This window comes from Rothia nasimurium, from assembly GCF_004569295.1.
Lineage (GTDB): Bacteria > Actinomycetota > Actinomycetes > Actinomycetales > Micrococcaceae > Rothia > Rothia nasimurium_B.
The window spans coordinates 1-14,423 of sequence record NZ_SPQC01000054.1; the positions used below are offsets into that span (position 1 = coordinate 1).

Below are 14,423 nucleotides of genomic sequence, written 5' to 3' on the forward strand. Positions count from 1 at the left end.
GCGGGGTGCTGTGGGTGGGGCAGAAGATGGGGCCGTCGAGGTATTCGTGAAGATCGGTGCCGCAGATGCCGCACCAGGCTACCTTGATGAGGACTTCGCCAGCGCCTGCGGCGGGTTCGTCGATGTCTTCGATGCGGATGTCTTTGTTGTCGTAAAAGCGGGCTGCCTTCATGGGAGTCATCACCTGTTTCGATAAGAGGTCTCCCCCGCTACCGGGCTGAGCTGGTAGCGAGGTTTGGTCGTCTATGACCTCTTTCATCCTATCCCCGCAGCACCTGCTTGTGGCACGGGTTATGCCATATTTCGGCAGGTTGCAGGCGTAGATGGTCCCTTAGGCCCTACCCGGAATCAGGCCGCCCTCGACGGTAAAAGGCCAACCGATGCCGTTCTTGGTCATGACGGTGTGGGGGTCTACTCCCGGTGCGAAGAGGTGGGTGCGGTTTTTATAGGCGATGAAGTATTCATCGAAGGGTGGTAGGTGAGGCTAAGGGCATGGTCGAGCTCTTGGGGTGTAAGGTCTATCTGCCAGCTGCCCATGTAGTAGGTGGTCACCCAGTGGTCGCTGCGGTGGAGGTAGCGCAGGGTGCCGCGCTGGGACCAGGTGTGCACCAGTTCATAGCCGGCGAGCGCGGTATCCAGGTGGCTGGTGTTGGTGGTTGTTGGGCCTTGGTCGGTGGTGGTGAGTTTGTGGTAGGTGGAGAAGCTGGCGCCACCGCGTCCGTCCAGATTTTATTCGAATATGTGTTCGAATACCTGCTGGGGGTTGAGGGCAGGTACCGTGCCGAAGGTAGCTAGGTGGGCTGCGGCGTCCGCCTGGTAGCCTGCGGCAAGGAGGCGGGGACTGCTGGCCAGCAGGCGTAGGCACCCCAGTGCACCAGGTGAAAGAGGTTCTCGGGTAGGCGGTAATTGCCTGGGCAAGAACTTGCGCCAGGGTGGCGCTGAGGGTGTAGGTTCCCTCACCGGCGGCGTTGATGGTTGCCAGTTCGCTGGTGGGCTCGAAGGTGTTGATAGCTGCGTTAGTTTCGATAAGGACGCCCTGCACGGCGGCGCTCGCCACAGCCAGGTCTGCCTCATTGGAGCTATCAATCAGTAACTGGGCCGGGGAGGTCCAGACCTGCCAGTTCTCTGCCAGCACGATTAGGAGCCGCTGATGCCCTCAAGCTTGAGGTTATCGGGGGTCGGCTGGGCTGTGGGGGGCAGACGCCAGCATCCTGCACACTCAGCCCCTTGCCGCCCTCAGCATAGGCACCCTCAATCTGGTTGGCGGACGTTGCGCCGCCCCACAAAAACCCTTCGGGAAAACTCATCGGCGGCGTCCTTTCAATCTCTGTCTGCATCATTTCCACCCTACACGTGATGGTAGGAGCGGCCGACGGCAATTTCACCGGCCCGGTAAATCTGCTCAGTAATGATGAGGCGCACCAACTGGTGGGGGAAGACCAGATCAGAGAGGCTCCACACAGTATTGGCACGGGCCCGCACCGAATCGTCCACCCCGTAGGCCCCACCAATCACCAGCACTACCTTCTTAAAGCCCAACTGGGCTTCCAGCAGACGAGCCAGGGCAGGAGAGCTCAGCATCTTACCACGCTCATCGAGCAGCACCAGGTAGTCATCACGATTGACCTTTTCAAGAATGCGGCGGGACTCCTCAGCCCGGGCAGCTTCTTCTGCCAGAGACGAGTGGGGCAGGTACTGCCAGGTAATATCCCAGGGCTTGCGGAGGCGGGTTTCGTAGCGGTCGATGCCGTCTTTGACCCACTTTTCGTGTTTCTTGCCGATAGCAATAATTTTGATGGTCATTGGTTCTCCTCAGTCAGGGGTGCGCGGGCTGTAAGAACGGTGAAGGTGGGGGTGCGTTCTAGCTGCCGTACCTGTTCAAAGCGCTCTTCAACCTGCTGCCGGTAGCGGGCGTGCGAGTTATGAACCAGATAGAGCTGACCACCGGGGGCTAGCAGGCGCAAGGACGCATCGAGCAAGGGGCCCACCAGACTCAGATCGACCGTGGTTCCGGTGTGAAAGGGCGGGTTAAGCATCACAATGTCGGCTGAGCCCTGCGGCAGGCGGGAACCGGCGTCATCCCAGCTCACCTGAACCCGGGCGTCCTGCCCCAGGTTAAGGGCAGCCGACCGGGCAGCGTCCACATCAAGGTCGGTAGCCCAGACCCGGGCAACCTCTACCCCGGCAGGCAGGTGCTCTAGTACCTCGAGTGTCACAGACCCGTTACCGCACCCCAGATCAACCAGGGTCAGCGAGCGGGTAGAGGCCTGCTTCACTAGGTCGGTAAGGACATTGGTGGCCAGCAATTGACCGCCCCGGTCGGGTTTTCCGCCCGAGAATACGCCGCCGACAGCCTGTAGGGTCCCGGCGGGCCGAGGTGCCTCAGATGCCGGGGCCGGCGCTGTAGCGAGTAGGCAGCGGTGCTTGCCCTTACCTCGCAGGCCTCGCACCTGCCCGAAACTGCGGGCCAAGGTCTGATTGAAGCTGGTGCTCATGTGCTTGGTATTGCCACCCAGAATCAGGGTAGTCTCACTCCCCTGCTCAGCCTGATACCTGGCCACATCGTGGGCGAGATCAGCGAGCGCAGCGTGGCTCTTGGGTAGGTAGCCCAGCACTAGGCTCCCCGTGAAGTGGTGGTGGGCTAGGGCATGGTAGAGGCCGAAGGTGTCTGGTATTACCTGCCCCTGGGTATCTAGCCCGGCCAGGGTAAGGCGGGCGGCGGCGTCCGGAGCCTTTTCCCTTAGGGTGCGATGCAGGGTCAGGGCGTCTGCGTAGGAGCGTTGGCGGCTGATCACCCGGTGCTTGCCGGGGGCGGTGTGTGCTAGGGCCCAGAGGGCCAGGGCGCCGGTGGGGTCATCGAGGACGAGCACATCCCCGGTAGTAGCGCCGTCGGGGTCGGATGCAGAGGCGGCGTCTGCGAGGATAAGCCGGTCAAGGGCGCTTGCCGCGCCTGCGCTCAGTGAGTCGAGGGGCATGAGCTGGGTGAGGTGGTGGATACTAGATGTGGGCACCCCTCTAGTATCTCACGGGCAATAAGGGGCCTAGGTGGGGCGGTGCGTCCACCGAGTGAGACGCCGGGCCGACGAGCGGCGACAGGGGGCCGCACTCCCGGTTTCTCTATCAGTCCGCTGATAAAATGCTAGGAGTAGGGCGCCCAGGCCCTGCCCACACCACACACCTGAAACGAGTAGATTGACATGAGCGAGCAGACACCTTCCTCCTACTGTGTTGCTCTCGATGAGTTCCTGGTTGCCTCTGATGGCATCCAGCAGGATGCCACCACCTTAGATGGTTATCTGGCCTCGCTAACCAAGCTTCGTGACAACGCTCCTACCGAAGAGATGCGGGCTTCGCTGACCGCCGCTATCGATGCTATCAATGCCTCTGATGCTGCTACCTTTGAGTCTGCACTGAATGAGGTTGTGTTGGACCTGGGCCTGGACGCCGTCAACTGCGGCATCGAATAAACCCCGCCTCCCCCCCCAACAGCAAGGGGCCCCGAACCTTCACGGTGCGGGGCTCCTTGTGTTTTAGTCGGTCATCTTAACGGTTGCCTGCTGGGGTGCCACCAGGGGCAGGGGCTCGTATTCAGCGCGCAGAGCTCGCAGGCGGGCCACGTGAGCGTGAAGGGGCGGGCCGGTAGGGGCTGCCCATCGAGGTCGGTTGCCATGTAGGTCATAGAGGCATGGATAGCTAGGGGTAGCTGGTCATGACGTTCCCTCGGGTTGCCGGCGCGCAGGTGCACCATCACGCCCATGGAACGCGCATCGGTACGTACCAGGCGGGCAGTCACTTCCACCAGGTCCCCGATATGCACCGGCTGGTAGAAGCGAATTCCACCGGCGTAAACAGCAACGGTGCGCTCGCCGCTCCAAGCCATGGTGACACTGGTGGCTGCTTCGTCAATCCATTCCATGGCGGTGCCACCGTGCACATTCCCGCCCCAGTTCACATCGGTGGGCTTAGCCAGGAAACGGTGGGTGACTTCGGGGGCAGTGGACGCGCTCGTGTAGGTCTGAGAAGTCATTTCGGCTTCAATGGCCTTACGGAGTTCCACGCGAGAGAGCGCCGCCTGCTGCACCCGCTTCTCCTCGTCGGTCACGGGCATGTAAGGAGTAACAGGGGTAGGTTTACGATCTTCGCCCATAGCAACGAAGATAACCAGGCAGTCGCAGGCACGAGTGAAGTTGCCGTCCCTGGGGTCAGCGGAGAGCACTTCGTTGACGATATGCATGGTGGAGCGGCCGGTGTAGACAATGCGGGAGCGCACCTCAACCATGTGCCCCGAGGGGATGGGGCGGGTGAAGTGAATATGCCCCACATAGGCGGTGACGCAATAGGTGCCTGACCAGCCGGCGGCGCAGGCGTAGGCAGCCTTGTCGATCCATTCGAGTACGCGCCCGCCGTGCACGCCTGCTGAGCCTGCGATGATGACGTCGGTGGGTGCTGCGAGAAAACGTAGGGTGATGGAGGGCTGCGGAGCAAGCTGGGCCATGGTGGGTTTCTTTCTGGTGCTGTGCGGTAAACGGTGCGGACGCCCCTACCCGCTCCCCTGCCCTGGGGCAGGTGGGGCGGTGGTGGCGTCCTTGCCACCGGGCGATGCCGCTATGTGATTGTTATATCGTACGACATGCGCTGCTTTGCACCGAGCTGTGTCTCATCCTGAGAAAGGTGTCAACTGTGGTTGACACCTTTCTCGTTTAGCAACTAAAGTTGACACCATGGAGCTCCCCCAAACCACCCAGCAGGCAGCAGATACCACAGACCCCCGGCGGGGCCTTCTCGCCATTGCTGCCCTGCGCTCACTAACCGACAACCTTGAACACCAGCAGGTCGAAGCAGCCCTGCGCACCGGCATGAGTTGGCAGGCTATAGCCGACTGCCTAGGGGTGAGCAGACAGGCCGTTCACAAGAAATACGCCAAACGCATCGACCCCACTATTCCCCTACCGCGAAGAAAGGCGCCCTAGCTACCATGAGCACCGCTTCAAAATGGGCCGACTACCTGGCCCTGATGACCGCAGCCCGTACCACCGCAGCAGCCCGCGGGTCAGCCCTCATCGATACCCAAGACCTCTTCATACCCCTCACCCTCGATACGGGTACAACAGGAGCAGCCCTGCGTAACCTCAGGGTCGCCGAAGAGAAAGCTCAGCAGGCACTGGCCTCTCTCGAATCATCCCTCCTCGCCACCTTGGGCATGTAGGAGGTACCTGCGCGCCAGCCCCTGCCCCACAGACAGCGTATGGCTTGGCTCCACAACGGAGCTTGACCAGGCCAAGAAATTTGGTCGTGTTCAGAACAAAGCGCTCACCCAGAGCATCCGCCAGACCCAGCTCTCCCACACCCCGGATGACTACCGGGTAACCTATGATTTAGGTTTCCCCCAGCAGCCGCGGTTCAACACACAGCTCATTGAGGTTACCCTGCTCCCCCAAGATTCTGGGACCCTAGCTCAGGTGACCATCAGCTGGCTCCGCGCACCCGGGGCAAACCTACCCCGCTCTCTGCGATTGCTGCGCCGTCCACTCGGTGCCGCCATGCGCCCCGTAACCCGCTGGACCACAACCATCCAGGCCAGCACCCTTGCCGAGCAGATCCGCGCAGCTGCTACCGCTTAGCTCCCACTTCCTAAGGACGCCCATGGAAAGCATGATCCGCCAGGCCACCGTCATCGTGATTGGCGGTTGCCACCACCTTCTGGTACACCCGGCGCGAACCGGTCTTCCGCGACACCGAGTTCAATACCGAATACGGGCGCGACGTGGTAGCCCGGGTCACCGCCGACGCTGAGGCTGGGATCCCCACCGGGGTCAAACCGGCGCTCGCCCACCTTGACCCGCTGAGCCTGCGCAACGAGCTGGGTGCCATTCAGATGAACGGTACCCAGGTAGCCTCCCAGCCCCGTCTACACCTCATCGACTACGGCCCCAGCCAATCGACGGTGGGGGCTAACCGGGCTGGTCGAATCGCGGTGCGCAAGCTCCACCAGCTATTGACCCGCTAGCGGGCTCATCGCCCGTTTCTTGGCCGCTGCTACCGACCCCGCCCAGAAGCCAACCGGTTGAGAACGAATGAGGGCAGCAGGGCCAGGGCAGAAATACAGGCCAGAGCCGGGAACGAGGTCGCTGCCATAATAAATCCCGAAGCTAGGGCAGCGGTTGCCGCGCCCAGGTTGGTGAGAGAGTCCAGGCCACCAGCTGCCCGAGTGCGGCTTTCAGCCGGCAAGGACGCCGTAAAGAGAGCAGATGCTGCAACAAAGGTTGCCGACCAGCCCACCCCGAGCAGGACCAGGCTAACCACCATGGCAGTTGCCCGGTGCGGGGCGAGGGCGCCAAGAGCTACCGCCGCTAAGAGCAGGGCGGTGCCGGTGAGTATCATGGTGCGCTCCCCCAGCCGGTCTGCCCCCAGCCCCATCAGGGGTGAGAGCCCGTACATGCCCAGCACGTGCAGGCTGATGGTCAGGCCGATGATTTCGATACCGGCACCCTGGTGGTTCATGTGAACCGGGGTCATGGTCATGACCGACACCATCACCATGTGCGCCCCCAGCAGGCTGATGGCGGCAGCCCGGGCCTGCCGGTTACCCGCAATTTCGCGAGTAAAGGCCCCGATTTTTGCGCCAAGGGCGGGTTTCTTCGGGGCGGACGCCCACTCCCCCTGCCCTGCCCCGGGTTGGCCGGGGGCGGCGTCCTTGTCTGTACCGGGTAGGAGTGTGAAGACCAGCAGGGTCGCGGCGGCCATAGCGATAGCCGCCAGGGCAAAGGCTGCACTGTAGAGGTTGGTGCCCAGGGGTGGCGCGAGCGCGGCGGCCGGGGTGCCAATGTTAGGGCCGAGGACGGAGCCGATGGTACCTACCCAGACGATGAAGCTGAGGACTGAGCCTCGGTTGGCGTCGGTGGCGTGGTCGGTCGCTGCGAAGCGGGCTTGGAGGGCAGCGGCGGAGCCTGCTCCCATCAGGAGTAGGCCCAGGGCTACCAGGGTGATACTGGTGGTGGAGGCGGCGAATGCCAGCAGGGTGGCGCCGAGGCTTGCGGTGGCCCAGCCGGTGGTGAGGGCGGTGCGGCGGCTGGTGCGGGCTGCGAGGTTGGCTAGCGGTATGCCGAAGAGGGCGGCCCCGAAGGTGGAGGCGGTGCGGGCAATTCCAGCCAGTGCCTCGTTCTGGGTGACTTCGCTGGCCAGGAGCACGCCGATGGAGGGGGCTGCTCCTACGCCGATGGTGCCAAAGACCTGGGTGAGGGCCAGGGCCCAGAGGACGCGGCGCTGCTGGTGGGTGTTCATGAGTTTTAGTTTACTGAGGTGCGGCAGGGTTCAGAGTCCTTGCCCCGGAATTCACTGTGTGAAGCAGCCTTCTCTGTGCTGTAGGTTTTTCGCTACTATGAGGAGCTATGACCCTTACCCTTTGGCTTTCCCTCGTCGCTGCCTGCCTGGTGATTTCTTTGACCCCGGGGGCAGGTGCGGTGAACACCATGACGACCTCCCTGCTGCACGGCTGGAAGAAGGCCTTTTTCACGGTCATGGGGCAGCAACTGGCCCTGGTGGTTCAGATCGCTATTGTGACTGCTGGCCTGGGCGTGGTGGTCGCTAATTCGCCGGTACTTTTCGATGTAATTCGCTACGGTGGGGCTGCCTACCTGGTTTACCTCGGGTTACGCATGATTCTTGCCCGCCCTCAAACCCCGCAGCAAGCCCGCGACGAGGCAGAAAGTGGGGCGGGTGCGTCCGCTCCGCAGGGGCAAGGACGCCGCACCCGCCTGGGTGCGCGCCTGCAGCAGGGTGCCCCTTTGGCTCTTTTCAATCGGGGGTTCTGGGTCAATATGTCTAACCCCAAGGCCATTGTTTTTATTTTGGCTTTCATGCCCCAGTTTGTGCGGCCTGATGCCCCGCAGCTGCCCCAGTACCTGGTGCTAGCGGGAACTATGGTGGCCATCGATATTGTGGTCATGTGGGGTGGGTTTGCCCTGGTGGCGAAGACTCTGACCAGGCTGTCGCATTCAGAGCGTGGGCAGACGATACTGAACCGGATCTTTGGCTCCCTCTTTATTCTGGTCGCAGCTCTCATGGTCTTTGCAGGGCACTAGGGTTCCCGGTGGAGCATGAAGGGCATAGACTGGTTGTACGACAAAGAAGTGTATTTGTATGACAACTTCGACTGTAACTGTACGAGTTGACGAAGCAACCAAGCGCGAAGCAGCTCGTATTGCCGAAGATTTTGGTTTAGACCTATCGTCCATCACCCATGCCTTCTACCGCCAGGTAGTACGTGAGCAGCGCATACCGCTTACCCTGGAATACCCCAACCCAACGCAGAAACCCAAGAGGCCATTTCTGATTCGTTTGCGATGGAAAAGGAGGGTACCAGTAGATTTAAGAATGCCCAGGATATGTTTGATGACCTAGGAATCTAATCGTGCTTCTTCCCGAATACGCGCCAGCTTTCGCACGAGATATTAAAAAGTTTCAGAAAAAATGGGTTAACCTTGAGCATCTGAAATCTGTAACTGAGCTAATTCAGGAACGCGCGACGACCTCTTTTGAAGTATCATGCCCTTTATGGAGCTACGAGCCTGAGCCACTGGCAAACCACCAGGTCTTCGGGAGTGACGGGTATGCCCTCGTCCCCCTCTGACCAGAAACTCTGGTGGGCGCTCCACCATTCATCCCAGGTGTCAAAGCCTTCGCCTTCGGCCCGAACGAAGTCATCGGTAACGTCCTGGGCTCGCACCACATCTACCCGACGTGTTTCGAGCAGGCAGACGGGCCTCCCCGCAGAATCAATCACCAGTTCCGTCTGACCAACGGTAGGCAGAGCCTCACCCGCATCTAAATAGTGCCGGTGCAGGGAAGAGGTTGCCGTCTTCTGACCGCTAACGAGCGCTTTTACCAGCTGGTCTCTGAGCGGGCCTGGCTCCCCGTACTCCCCTACCGCATCTGCCGTGGGCAGACTAAAGCCCTCTCGTACGTGTTCGGGTAGGCTGGCTATCCAGGCTAGGGCTCGCTCAATCACCAGGTTAGTCTGCTCGGGTGCGTAGGTGGGCCAGCTGGCATCGGTAAAGAGGTGGTCGGCTCCCACGTAGAGATCGCAGTAGGCGGGGGCCGATGCCCAGGTGTAGGCCAGCGCGGCCGGGGCGTCCTCAGCGAACCAGGTATCTGCGTCCCCACCGTGAATTGCTACCGGAAAGGAATCCGGCAGGGTACCTGGCAGGTAGCCGGGTCCAACGAAACCTTCGAGAGCGAGTAGGCCCTGGGCACGGGCGTCCGCCTGAGCCAAGGTCTGGGCGACCATTGCCCCGAGAGATACCCCGGTCACCACAAAGGGCCCGGTGAGTGCCGCTACGGCAGCCTGCGCGCGGGCCAGTACCTGCTCATGGGTGAGCTCCCGGTAAAAGGCCATCCCTTCTTCGATCGTGGTAAAGCGGTGCCCGTTGTAGAGGTCCGGGGTGATCACCAGGTGCCCAGCTTGAGCCAGGCGGTCAGCGAGCGCGCGGACGCCGTCTGTCAGCCCCGCGGCGTGGTGAAAGAGGACGATGGTGGTCATGGGGGCCTTTCGTGGGTGGTCTTTCTCGCTATGGTAGCCCACACGGCGCCCGATGCCCCTCAACGGGCCTACGCGCCGTAGACTGGGGTAGACCGTCCTATCTAGTTTCCTGCGCTCTACCCGGGTTCGTCGCGGAAGGGCCTCCGCCCCTCAAGGTGGCGGGCCAGGTCGGCGGGGCTGTAGCCGGTGAGCCAGCAGGTGACGGTCTCAACCAGGACGCTGTCCTGCCCCTTGCGTTCCACCTTGGCCAGGTAGTGGGGCCAGACGTCAGCGACGGGCATGTCAAAGATTTTGTGGGTCATGTTCCCTAGTCTAGTTCGCTATGATGGGGTGTACACATTCACCGGAGGACAGTAGGCCGCAGCCTAGGGGATTATCGGTCAGGTTTACCTACCGAACATACCGCCTGTTAGATGAAGGTGCCGGGTGAGCCCGGGCGCGGCCCATGAGGATTTTCTTTTCATTAAGTAAGACTGTGGCAGAAAAACCAGTGCGGGCTGAGGTTCAACGCGTGAGGTATGCGAATCAGGACCAGCTCCATCAGCTTATTAACCTGCAGGGGCTAAAAGCCTGCCGGTACGGGCAGGACGCGGACGGCTCCGGGTGGCTTGAACTGCGCTAGGGCTTGGGCGGTGACTGGGTTCTGTCCCGCCGGGGCTGACCCTGTAAAGTAGGGTGCTGAATAATCAGTGTACTTTCCCCTATTCTCTTGTGCTGAGGACCCTATGCGACCAGATTCTAAGCCCACCCCTCGGGCGCTCTTCCGTACTTTTGCCACCGCTGAGATGATTACCTGGGCCCTGCTGATTACAGCCCTGATCCTGCGGGGTACCGGCGTGACCAATATTGTGCCGATTGCCGGTGGTATTCACGGGTTTGTTTTTCTGAGCTACTGCGTGGTGACGGTCTTTACCTGGGTGAACCAGCAGTGGAAGGCCTCCGTGGGCATCGCCGGTCTGCTCCTGTCGGTGATTCCCTTTGCAACAGTTCCCTTTGAGCTTTTCCTCGATAAGCGGGGCCTACTCCGCGGGGGCTGGCGTCTGTCACCTGGCGGGGCGGCCCCGTCCGGCCCGTTCGAGAAAGCCCAGACCTGGGTCCTGGCCAAGCCCGCCCTAGCCAGCGCCCTGTTGCTTGCCTTCGTGGTTCTGCTCTTTGTGGTGCTCCTGCTAGCGGGCCCGCCCGTGCCCAAGAATTAACCCGGTATAACTGAAGCACCAACTCAACGACCGTGCGTCACCATCTTTTGGGTGTTCTGAACTGACTATGGCACACACCCTGCCCCCACCCGTGTGGCATAATGACCAGGTTAGACACACTGACTTTCCGAGGAGACCCCGTGGGTGTTGAGAGCGAACGTTTTGCCCGGTTGAGGCTACTTTTTAAGAACGAGGGCCTGCAGAAACTTCAGGACGCCACCGTCATGGTGCTGGGTCTTGGCGGCGTTGGTTCAGCCTGCGCTGAGGCTCTAGCCCGCGGCGGTGTGGGCAACCTGATTGTGCTGGACCGCGACGTTGTGGAAGAAAGCAACATCAACCGGCAGGCCCTGGCTTTTACATCCACACTGGGCAAGGTCAAGGCCGAGGTCATGGAGGGCATGATTAAGGAGATCCAGCCCGACTGCACCGTCACCGCCGAGCGGGTTTTCCTTACTCCCGATAACCTGACTGAGACCCTGGATAAGTTCCCCCGCCCTGACTACGTCATTGACTGCATCGACACCATCACCCAGAAACTGGCTGTCTACCAGTGGGCTGCTGAGCGGGGCCTGAACCTGGTGGCCTCTATGGGAGCGGCGAACCGCCTTGACCCGACTATGCTGCAGTTCGCTAATATCCGCCGCACCTACAACTGTTCTATGTCGAAGGTGGTTCGCGCCGAGTGCCGCAAGCGCCAGATTTACGGGCTTGAGGTACTCTTTTCCACCGAGCTGCCCTTCAAGGTGGAGAAGGCCCCCGGTGCAAAGGCTAAGGGTGAGACTCTGGGATCGATGAGCTACATGCCCCCGATCATGGGGCAGATGTTGGCGGGTAAGGTGATTCGCCAGCTCGCCGGTATAGAAGAGATCCCGGCACCTCCCTACCTGGGTTCCCAGGCGGGCGAGAAGGACGCCGCAGGTCAGCACCTGCCTCAGCCTCGCTAGCATGCTGCTTGATACCCACTTTCACTATGACTTCCTGGCACCAGCGCTTCGGCCAGCGTTTGACGAGGCGTTGCGGGCCCAGGGCGTCCAGGTAGTTGCCCAGACCCTAAAGCCCTCAGCCTACCGGGAGCTTCGGCAGGTGACTTACCCGGCTGGCCCCCTGCTGTCTCTTGGTTTTCACCCCTGGCAAGTGGCCTCGCCTGCCCAGGTTGAGGCTGAGCTTGAGATTTTTGAGGCTGAGGTGAGTAGCACCCGGTTGATTGGTGAGATTGGTTTAGATTTTCTACCCCGCCGCCTGGGTGCTTCCCCTGCCGACCTGCAGTTAGAGGCCCTGCGTCGTCTTGTGAGGGCGGTGCTCCAAGCAGCGGACGGGCAACCTACTGAGAAGCCCTATGTGCTGTCTGCGCACGCCGTCCGCGCAACAACTGCGATGCTTGATCTTTTTGAGGGGCATGATGTGCCCGGCTCCCCTCTTGTTCCGGTGGTTCACCGGTTTAGGGGAACGAGTGACGAGCTGACCCGACTGGTGAGGTTGGGTGGGTGCATTTCGGTTCATCCGCAGATGGTTGAGAGCAAGCGCGGACGGGCTTATGTCCGCCAGGTGCCCGCAGACCGCCTGCTTTTGGAGACGGACTTACCTGAGCAGCCTACCGATGCGCTTGACGTCCAGTTTTTTGCGCAAGATGTGGGCGGACGCCTGCGCCGGCTTGTCGAGTGCATTTCGGCTGAGCGCGGCGAGGACTTTGCACCGATTTTGCTAGAGAACCAGAGGCGGCTCTACTCTCATTAGCGCCCCAGGCTCATTGCCGAGACCTTAGTGGTGGAGGTAAGGGGATTCGAACCCCTGACCTTCTGCATGCCATGCAGACGCGCTACCAACTGCGCCATACCCCCGTGGAGCTAAGGGGATTCGAACCCCTGACCTTCTGCATGCCATGCAGACGCGCTACCAACTGCGCCATAGCCCCTTATTCTTTTCTTCCCCGCTCTCGCGGTGACTGTTCTATCTTATGGCACCCACAAGGGCTCATGCAAATCGAGAACCCACCAGCACCTATGAACTGCATCATATAATATTCATGTGCTGTTCATCCCCTGTCAACAAAAAGACGCCCCACCCTACTCCCCCGATATCGGGAAGGCGGGTGGGGCGTCCCCACAGAAGAATCTAGTCTTCGCGCTGGTTCATCAGGTCCGCTTCGGGTGTGATGATCTCGAAGTCAGCTTCGGCACCTTCGGTATCGACGGCACCAGCTTCGCTGTCTAGGCCCAGGTCGATGCGGGGGGCATCGCCCCAGAGGCGGTCGAGGGCATAGAAAGCGCGGTCTTCTTCGTGCTGTACGTGCACTACGATGTCGCCAAAGTCCAGGAGCACCCAGCGGCCCTCAGCACGGCCTTCGCGGCGCAGGGGCTTGAGGCCCAGTTCTTCACGGAGCTTATCTTCAACCTCGTCAACAATTGCGTTGACCAGGCGTTCGTTGTGGGCTGAGACGACCAGGAAGCCGTCAATCAAACCCATGATGTCAGAAGCGTCGACGGCCAGCAGGTTGGTTCCCTGCATGTCGTCGGCCGCACGTGCGGCTACCTTCAACGCTTCAATAGACTCTGCAGCTGCAGTCATTTCGCCCTTTCCGAGCAAATCATTCCCCAAACCTTTTGGGGTCTCATTCAACTAAATCTTTAACTGGAGAAAAGGAACCACACGGTGGCCAGCACAAGCACGAGAAGCAGGAGACCCACGACGGCTACGATTGCGCCGGTGGATCGACCCTCTGATGTTTCTGGGCTGTAGGTTGCTGCTGCTTCTTGTTCCACTTCGGCAAGGTCGCCGGAGGGGGCTTCGTCCGTCTGTTTGACGGCGCCTGCGAAGTTGAAGCGCTGAGCGTCTTCTTCCTGGTCGGGGCCGGGGGCCGCCGCCGGGGTCTCAGGTGCAGACTCGGTGGTCTCTTCGTTCTCTTCTGCCTGTGGCTCGTAGGTGTACCCTTCGGGTGCCTCGGCAGTTTCTTCAGAACTATCAGAGTCTACCGCACCGGTGCTGTCACTGGCTAGGGTGCTAGCGGCTGGGTCAGTCACATCGGCGCTGTCGATTTCGGTGAGGTCAAGGCCCTGAGCATCGACCGCGCGGACGGGGGTAGGCAGGTCCGGGGTGTGCTGGCCGGCGGTGAAGAGTTCGGTGACGGGCCCGCCCTGGGTGTCTTCGGCTAGCTCCGTTTCGGCTTCTTCTTCGGGGTGGGTCGCCCTATATTCATCGTCCTTGGCCTGGGCTCGGGCGATGATAGCGGCAATTGCCTCAGGGCTCTCATCAGCTGCCGCGTCACCCGGTTCTTCAATAGCCTCAGGCTCTTCTACCCGCAGCTCATCAACGCTCACGAAGTCACTTTCACCGGTGATTTCGCCGGCGGCAGCGGCGAAGTCTACCTGCTCGGTAGCTTCAGCCTGCTCGGAGTAGTCGGCGCCGAGAACCTGATGGTCAATGTGGGCCAGGGGGTCTTCGACCACGGTGGCGCGGGTGTTATCGAAATCTACGTCAAGCTTTTCGCCCTCACCGGTGCTGATGCTGCCCATCTGCGACAGGTCAACCAGGGAGCGGGCCGCGTCCTGCTCTACCTCTACACCCTCGATGGCCCCCATAAACATGGGCACCTCGGGCAGCTCTTCGTCCCCCCGCTGCAGGGCGCGCAGATATTCAGCGACCTCTTCGTAGTAGCGGCTCAGACGGCGCGGGCCCATGGGGCGGGTCGGGGG

Annotated in this window: 22 protein-coding genes, 2 tRNA genes and 1 pseudogene; 13 read left to right on the top strand and 12 right to left on the bottom strand. The window is 61.1% G+C overall.

Annotated elements, in window-relative coordinates:
* A partial coding sequence (locus tag E4U03_RS11160) for an alcohol dehydrogenase catalytic domain-containing protein (protein WP_167752413.1) occupies positions 1–172 on the bottom strand: 172 nt, incomplete at its 3' end.
* A 431-nt stretch (positions 173–603) separates the two neighbouring features.
* Here E4U03_RS11160 and E4U03_RS13440 point away from each other — a divergent pair.
* Together E4U03_RS13440 and E4U03_RS13445 are read left to right on the top strand one after the other, a co-directional pair.
* Complete coding sequence (locus tag E4U03_RS13440; protein ID WP_228066229.1) at positions 604–795, top strand: hypothetical protein; 192 nt, start codon at positions 604–606, stop codon at positions 793–795.
* A gap of 127 nt (positions 796–922) precedes the next feature.
* Positions 923–1,093, top strand: a complete 171-nt coding sequence (locus tag E4U03_RS13445; RefSeq protein WP_228066230.1) for a hypothetical protein — start codon at positions 923–925, stop codon at positions 1,091–1,093.
* 56 nt (positions 1,094–1,149) lie between these two features.
* On the opposite strand, the pseudogene E4U03_RS13820 reads toward E4U03_RS13445, so the two are convergent.
* The 3 genes and pseudogenes from E4U03_RS13820 to E4U03_RS11180 all read right to left on the bottom strand — a co-directional run.
* A pseudogene (locus tag E4U03_RS13820) lies at positions 1,150–1,337 on the bottom strand (family 1 glycosylhydrolase); the annotation flags it as partial.
* 10 nt (positions 1,338–1,347) lie between these two features.
* On the bottom strand, positions 1,348–1,803 hold the full coding sequence (locus E4U03_RS11175) for a 23S rRNA (pseudouridine(1915)-N(3))-methyltransferase RlmH (protein ID WP_194210412.1): 456 nt from the start codon (positions 1,801–1,803) through the stop codon (positions 1,348–1,350).
* Positions 1,800–3,011, bottom strand: a complete 1,212-nt coding sequence (locus E4U03_RS11180; RefSeq protein WP_209304166.1) for a class I SAM-dependent methyltransferase — start codon at positions 3,009–3,011, stop codon at positions 1,800–1,802. Before E4U03_RS11180 ends, E4U03_RS11175 begins: the two co-directional genes overlap by 4 nt.
* Before the next feature lie 186 nt (positions 3,012–3,197).
* Here E4U03_RS11180 and E4U03_RS11185 point away from each other — a divergent pair, with 186 nt between their 5' ends.
* Positions 3,198–3,467: a hypothetical protein gene (locus tag E4U03_RS11185; protein ID WP_135013810.1), complete on the top strand. Its 270-nt coding sequence runs from the start codon at positions 3,198–3,200 to the stop codon at positions 3,465–3,467.
* Positions 3,468–3,538: 71 nt separating this feature from the next.
* Here E4U03_RS11185 and E4U03_RS11190 read toward each other — a convergent pair whose 3' ends face one another.
* The gene (locus tag E4U03_RS11190; protein ID WP_209304167.1) at positions 3,539–4,495 is read right to left on the bottom strand and encodes an acyl-CoA thioesterase; all 957 of its coding nucleotides are present in this window, start codon (positions 4,493–4,495) and stop codon (positions 3,539–3,541) included.
* Between the two features lie 226 nt (positions 4,496–4,721).
* On the opposite strand from E4U03_RS11190, the gene E4U03_RS11195 reads away from it, so the two are divergent.
* The 4 genes from E4U03_RS11195 (at position 4,722) to E4U03_RS11205 (ending at position 6,007) form a co-directional block, all read left to right on the top strand.
* Complete coding sequence (locus E4U03_RS11195; RefSeq protein WP_135013811.1) at positions 4,722–4,970, top strand: hypothetical protein; 249 nt, start codon at positions 4,722–4,724, stop codon at positions 4,968–4,970.
* A 5-nt stretch (positions 4,971–4,975) separates the two neighbouring features.
* Positions 4,976–5,206 carry a hypothetical protein gene (locus tag E4U03_RS11200; RefSeq protein WP_135013812.1) on the top strand — a complete coding sequence of 77 codons (231 nt, stop codon included), beginning with the start codon at positions 4,976–4,978 and terminating at the stop codon, positions 5,204–5,206.
* A 253-nt stretch (positions 5,207–5,459) separates the two neighbouring features.
* On the top strand, positions 5,460–5,621 hold the full coding sequence (locus E4U03_RS12965; protein ID WP_167752410.1) for a hypothetical protein: 162 nt from the start codon (positions 5,460–5,462) through the stop codon (positions 5,619–5,621).
* A 59-nt stretch (positions 5,622–5,680) separates the two neighbouring features.
* Positions 5,681–6,007 carry a hypothetical protein gene (locus E4U03_RS11205; RefSeq protein ID WP_135013813.1) on the top strand — a complete coding sequence of 109 codons (327 nt, stop codon included), beginning with the start codon at positions 5,681–5,683 and terminating at the stop codon, positions 6,005–6,007.
* A 29-nt stretch (positions 6,008–6,036) separates the two neighbouring features.
* Here E4U03_RS11205 and E4U03_RS11210 read toward each other — a convergent pair whose 3' ends face one another.
* A complete protein-coding gene (locus tag E4U03_RS11210; RefSeq protein WP_135013814.1) occupies positions 6,037–7,281 on the bottom strand; it encodes an MFS transporter in 1,245 nt (414 codons plus the stop codon).
* Positions 7,282–7,388: 107 nt separating this feature from the next.
* Between E4U03_RS11210 and E4U03_RS11215 the strand changes: the two genes are divergently transcribed.
* Both E4U03_RS11215 and E4U03_RS13825 read left to right on the top strand, forming a co-directional pair.
* Positions 7,389–8,081, top strand: coding sequence for a LysE family transporter (locus E4U03_RS11215; RefSeq protein WP_135013815.1), 693 nt, complete (start codon positions 7,389–7,391; stop codon positions 8,079–8,081).
* 58 nt (positions 8,082–8,139) lie between these two features.
* The gene (locus E4U03_RS13825; protein ID WP_209304168.1) at positions 8,140–8,400 is read left to right on the top strand and encodes a type II toxin-antitoxin system RelB/DinJ family antitoxin; all 261 of its coding nucleotides are present in this window, start codon (positions 8,140–8,142) and stop codon (positions 8,398–8,400) included.
* Positions 8,401–8,551: 151 nt separating this feature from the next.
* Here the strand turns inward: E4U03_RS13825 and E4U03_RS11225 are convergent, their stop codons facing one another.
* Both E4U03_RS11225 and E4U03_RS11230 read right to left on the bottom strand, forming a co-directional pair.
* Positions 8,552–9,580, bottom strand: coding sequence for a dienelactone hydrolase family protein (locus E4U03_RS11225; RefSeq protein ID WP_280741614.1), 1,029 nt, complete (start codon positions 9,578–9,580; stop codon positions 8,552–8,554).
* 74 nt (positions 9,581–9,654) lie between these two features.
* Entirely contained in the window at positions 9,655–9,840 is a 186-nt protein-coding gene (locus E4U03_RS11230) for a DUF2200 family protein (protein WP_135013817.1), read from the bottom strand.
* Positions 9,841–10,013: 173 nt separating this feature from the next.
* On the opposite strand from E4U03_RS11230, the gene E4U03_RS12970 reads away from it, so the two are divergent.
* The 4 genes from E4U03_RS12970 to E4U03_RS11245 all read left to right on the top strand — a co-directional run bounded on the left by E4U03_RS12970 (position 10,014) and on the right by E4U03_RS11245 (position 12,468).
* On the top strand, positions 10,014–10,160 hold the full coding sequence (locus E4U03_RS12970) for a hypothetical protein (RefSeq protein ID WP_167752411.1): 147 nt from the start codon (positions 10,014–10,016) through the stop codon (positions 10,158–10,160).
* 103 nt (positions 10,161–10,263) lie between these two features.
* Complete coding sequence (locus E4U03_RS11235; RefSeq protein WP_135013818.1) at positions 10,264–10,734, top strand: DUF3817 domain-containing protein; 471 nt, start codon at positions 10,264–10,266, stop codon at positions 10,732–10,734.
* A gap of 140 nt (positions 10,735–10,874) precedes the next feature.
* Positions 10,875–11,678, top strand: a complete 804-nt coding sequence (locus E4U03_RS11240; RefSeq protein WP_245207726.1) for a tRNA threonylcarbamoyladenosine dehydratase — start codon at positions 10,875–10,877, stop codon at positions 11,676–11,678.
* 1 nt (position 11,679) lies between these two features.
* Positions 11,680–12,468, top strand: coding sequence for a TatD family hydrolase (locus tag E4U03_RS11245; RefSeq protein ID WP_135013820.1), 789 nt, complete (start codon positions 11,680–11,682; stop codon positions 12,466–12,468).
* A 28-nt stretch (positions 12,469–12,496) separates the two neighbouring features.
* Here the strand turns inward: E4U03_RS11245 and E4U03_RS11250 are convergent.
* The 4 genes from E4U03_RS11250 to E4U03_RS12975 all read right to left on the bottom strand — a co-directional run.
* Positions 12,497–12,572, bottom strand: a tRNA-Ala gene (locus E4U03_RS11250).
* A gap of 1 nt (position 12,573) precedes the next feature.
* Positions 12,574–12,646, bottom strand: a tRNA-Ala gene (locus tag E4U03_RS11255).
* Positions 12,647–12,846: 200 nt separating this feature from the next.
* Positions 12,847–13,299, bottom strand: coding sequence for a ribosome silencing factor (gene rsfS, locus E4U03_RS11260; RefSeq protein WP_135013821.1), 453 nt, complete (start codon positions 13,297–13,299; stop codon positions 12,847–12,849).
* A 59-nt stretch (positions 13,300–13,358) separates the two neighbouring features.
* Positions 13,359–14,423: hypothetical protein (locus E4U03_RS12975; protein WP_167752412.1), on the bottom strand; the 1,065-nt coding region annotated here is incomplete at its 5' end.

Excerpts from the sequence above, each read along its gene's own strand:
- rsfS (WP_135013821.1), bottom strand. The coding sequence starts at position 13,299 with ATGACTGCAGCTGCAGAGTCTATTGAAGCGTTGAAGGTAGCCGCACGT.
- E4U03_RS11235 (WP_135013818.1), top strand. The coding sequence starts at position 10,264 with ATGCGACCAGATTCTAAGCCCACCCCTCGGGCGCTCTTCCGTACTTTT.
- E4U03_RS11190 (WP_209304167.1), bottom strand. The coding sequence starts at position 4,495 with ATGGCCCAGCTTGCTCCGCAGCCCTCCATCACCCTACGTTTTCTCGCA.
- E4U03_RS11230 (WP_135013817.1), bottom strand. The coding sequence starts at position 9,840 with ATGACCCACAAAATCTTTGACATGCCCGTCGCTGACGTCTGGCCCCAC.
- E4U03_RS11175 (WP_194210412.1), bottom strand. The coding sequence starts at position 1,803 with ATGACCATCAAAATTATTGCTATCGGCAAGAAACACGAAAAGTGGGTC.
- E4U03_RS11200 (WP_135013812.1), top strand. The coding sequence starts at position 4,976 with ATGAGCACCGCTTCAAAATGGGCCGACTACCTGGCCCTGATGACCGCA.
- E4U03_RS11245 (WP_135013820.1), top strand. The coding sequence starts at position 11,680 with ATGCTGCTTGATACCCACTTTCACTATGACTTCCTGGCACCAGCGCTT.
- E4U03_RS13825 (WP_209304168.1), top strand. The coding sequence starts at position 8,140 with ATGACAACTTCGACTGTAACTGTACGAGTTGACGAAGCAACCAAGCGC.
- E4U03_RS11210 (WP_135013814.1), bottom strand. The coding sequence starts at position 7,281 with ATGAACACCCACCAGCAGCGCCGCGTCCTCTGGGCCCTGGCCCTCACC.
- E4U03_RS11215 (WP_135013815.1), top strand. The coding sequence starts at position 7,389 with ATGACCCTTACCCTTTGGCTTTCCCTCGTCGCTGCCTGCCTGGTGATT.
- E4U03_RS11195 (WP_135013811.1), top strand. The coding sequence starts at position 4,722 with ATGGAGCTCCCCCAAACCACCCAGCAGGCAGCAGATACCACAGACCCC.
- E4U03_RS11185 (WP_135013810.1), top strand. The coding sequence starts at position 3,198 with ATGAGCGAGCAGACACCTTCCTCCTACTGTGTTGCTCTCGATGAGTTC.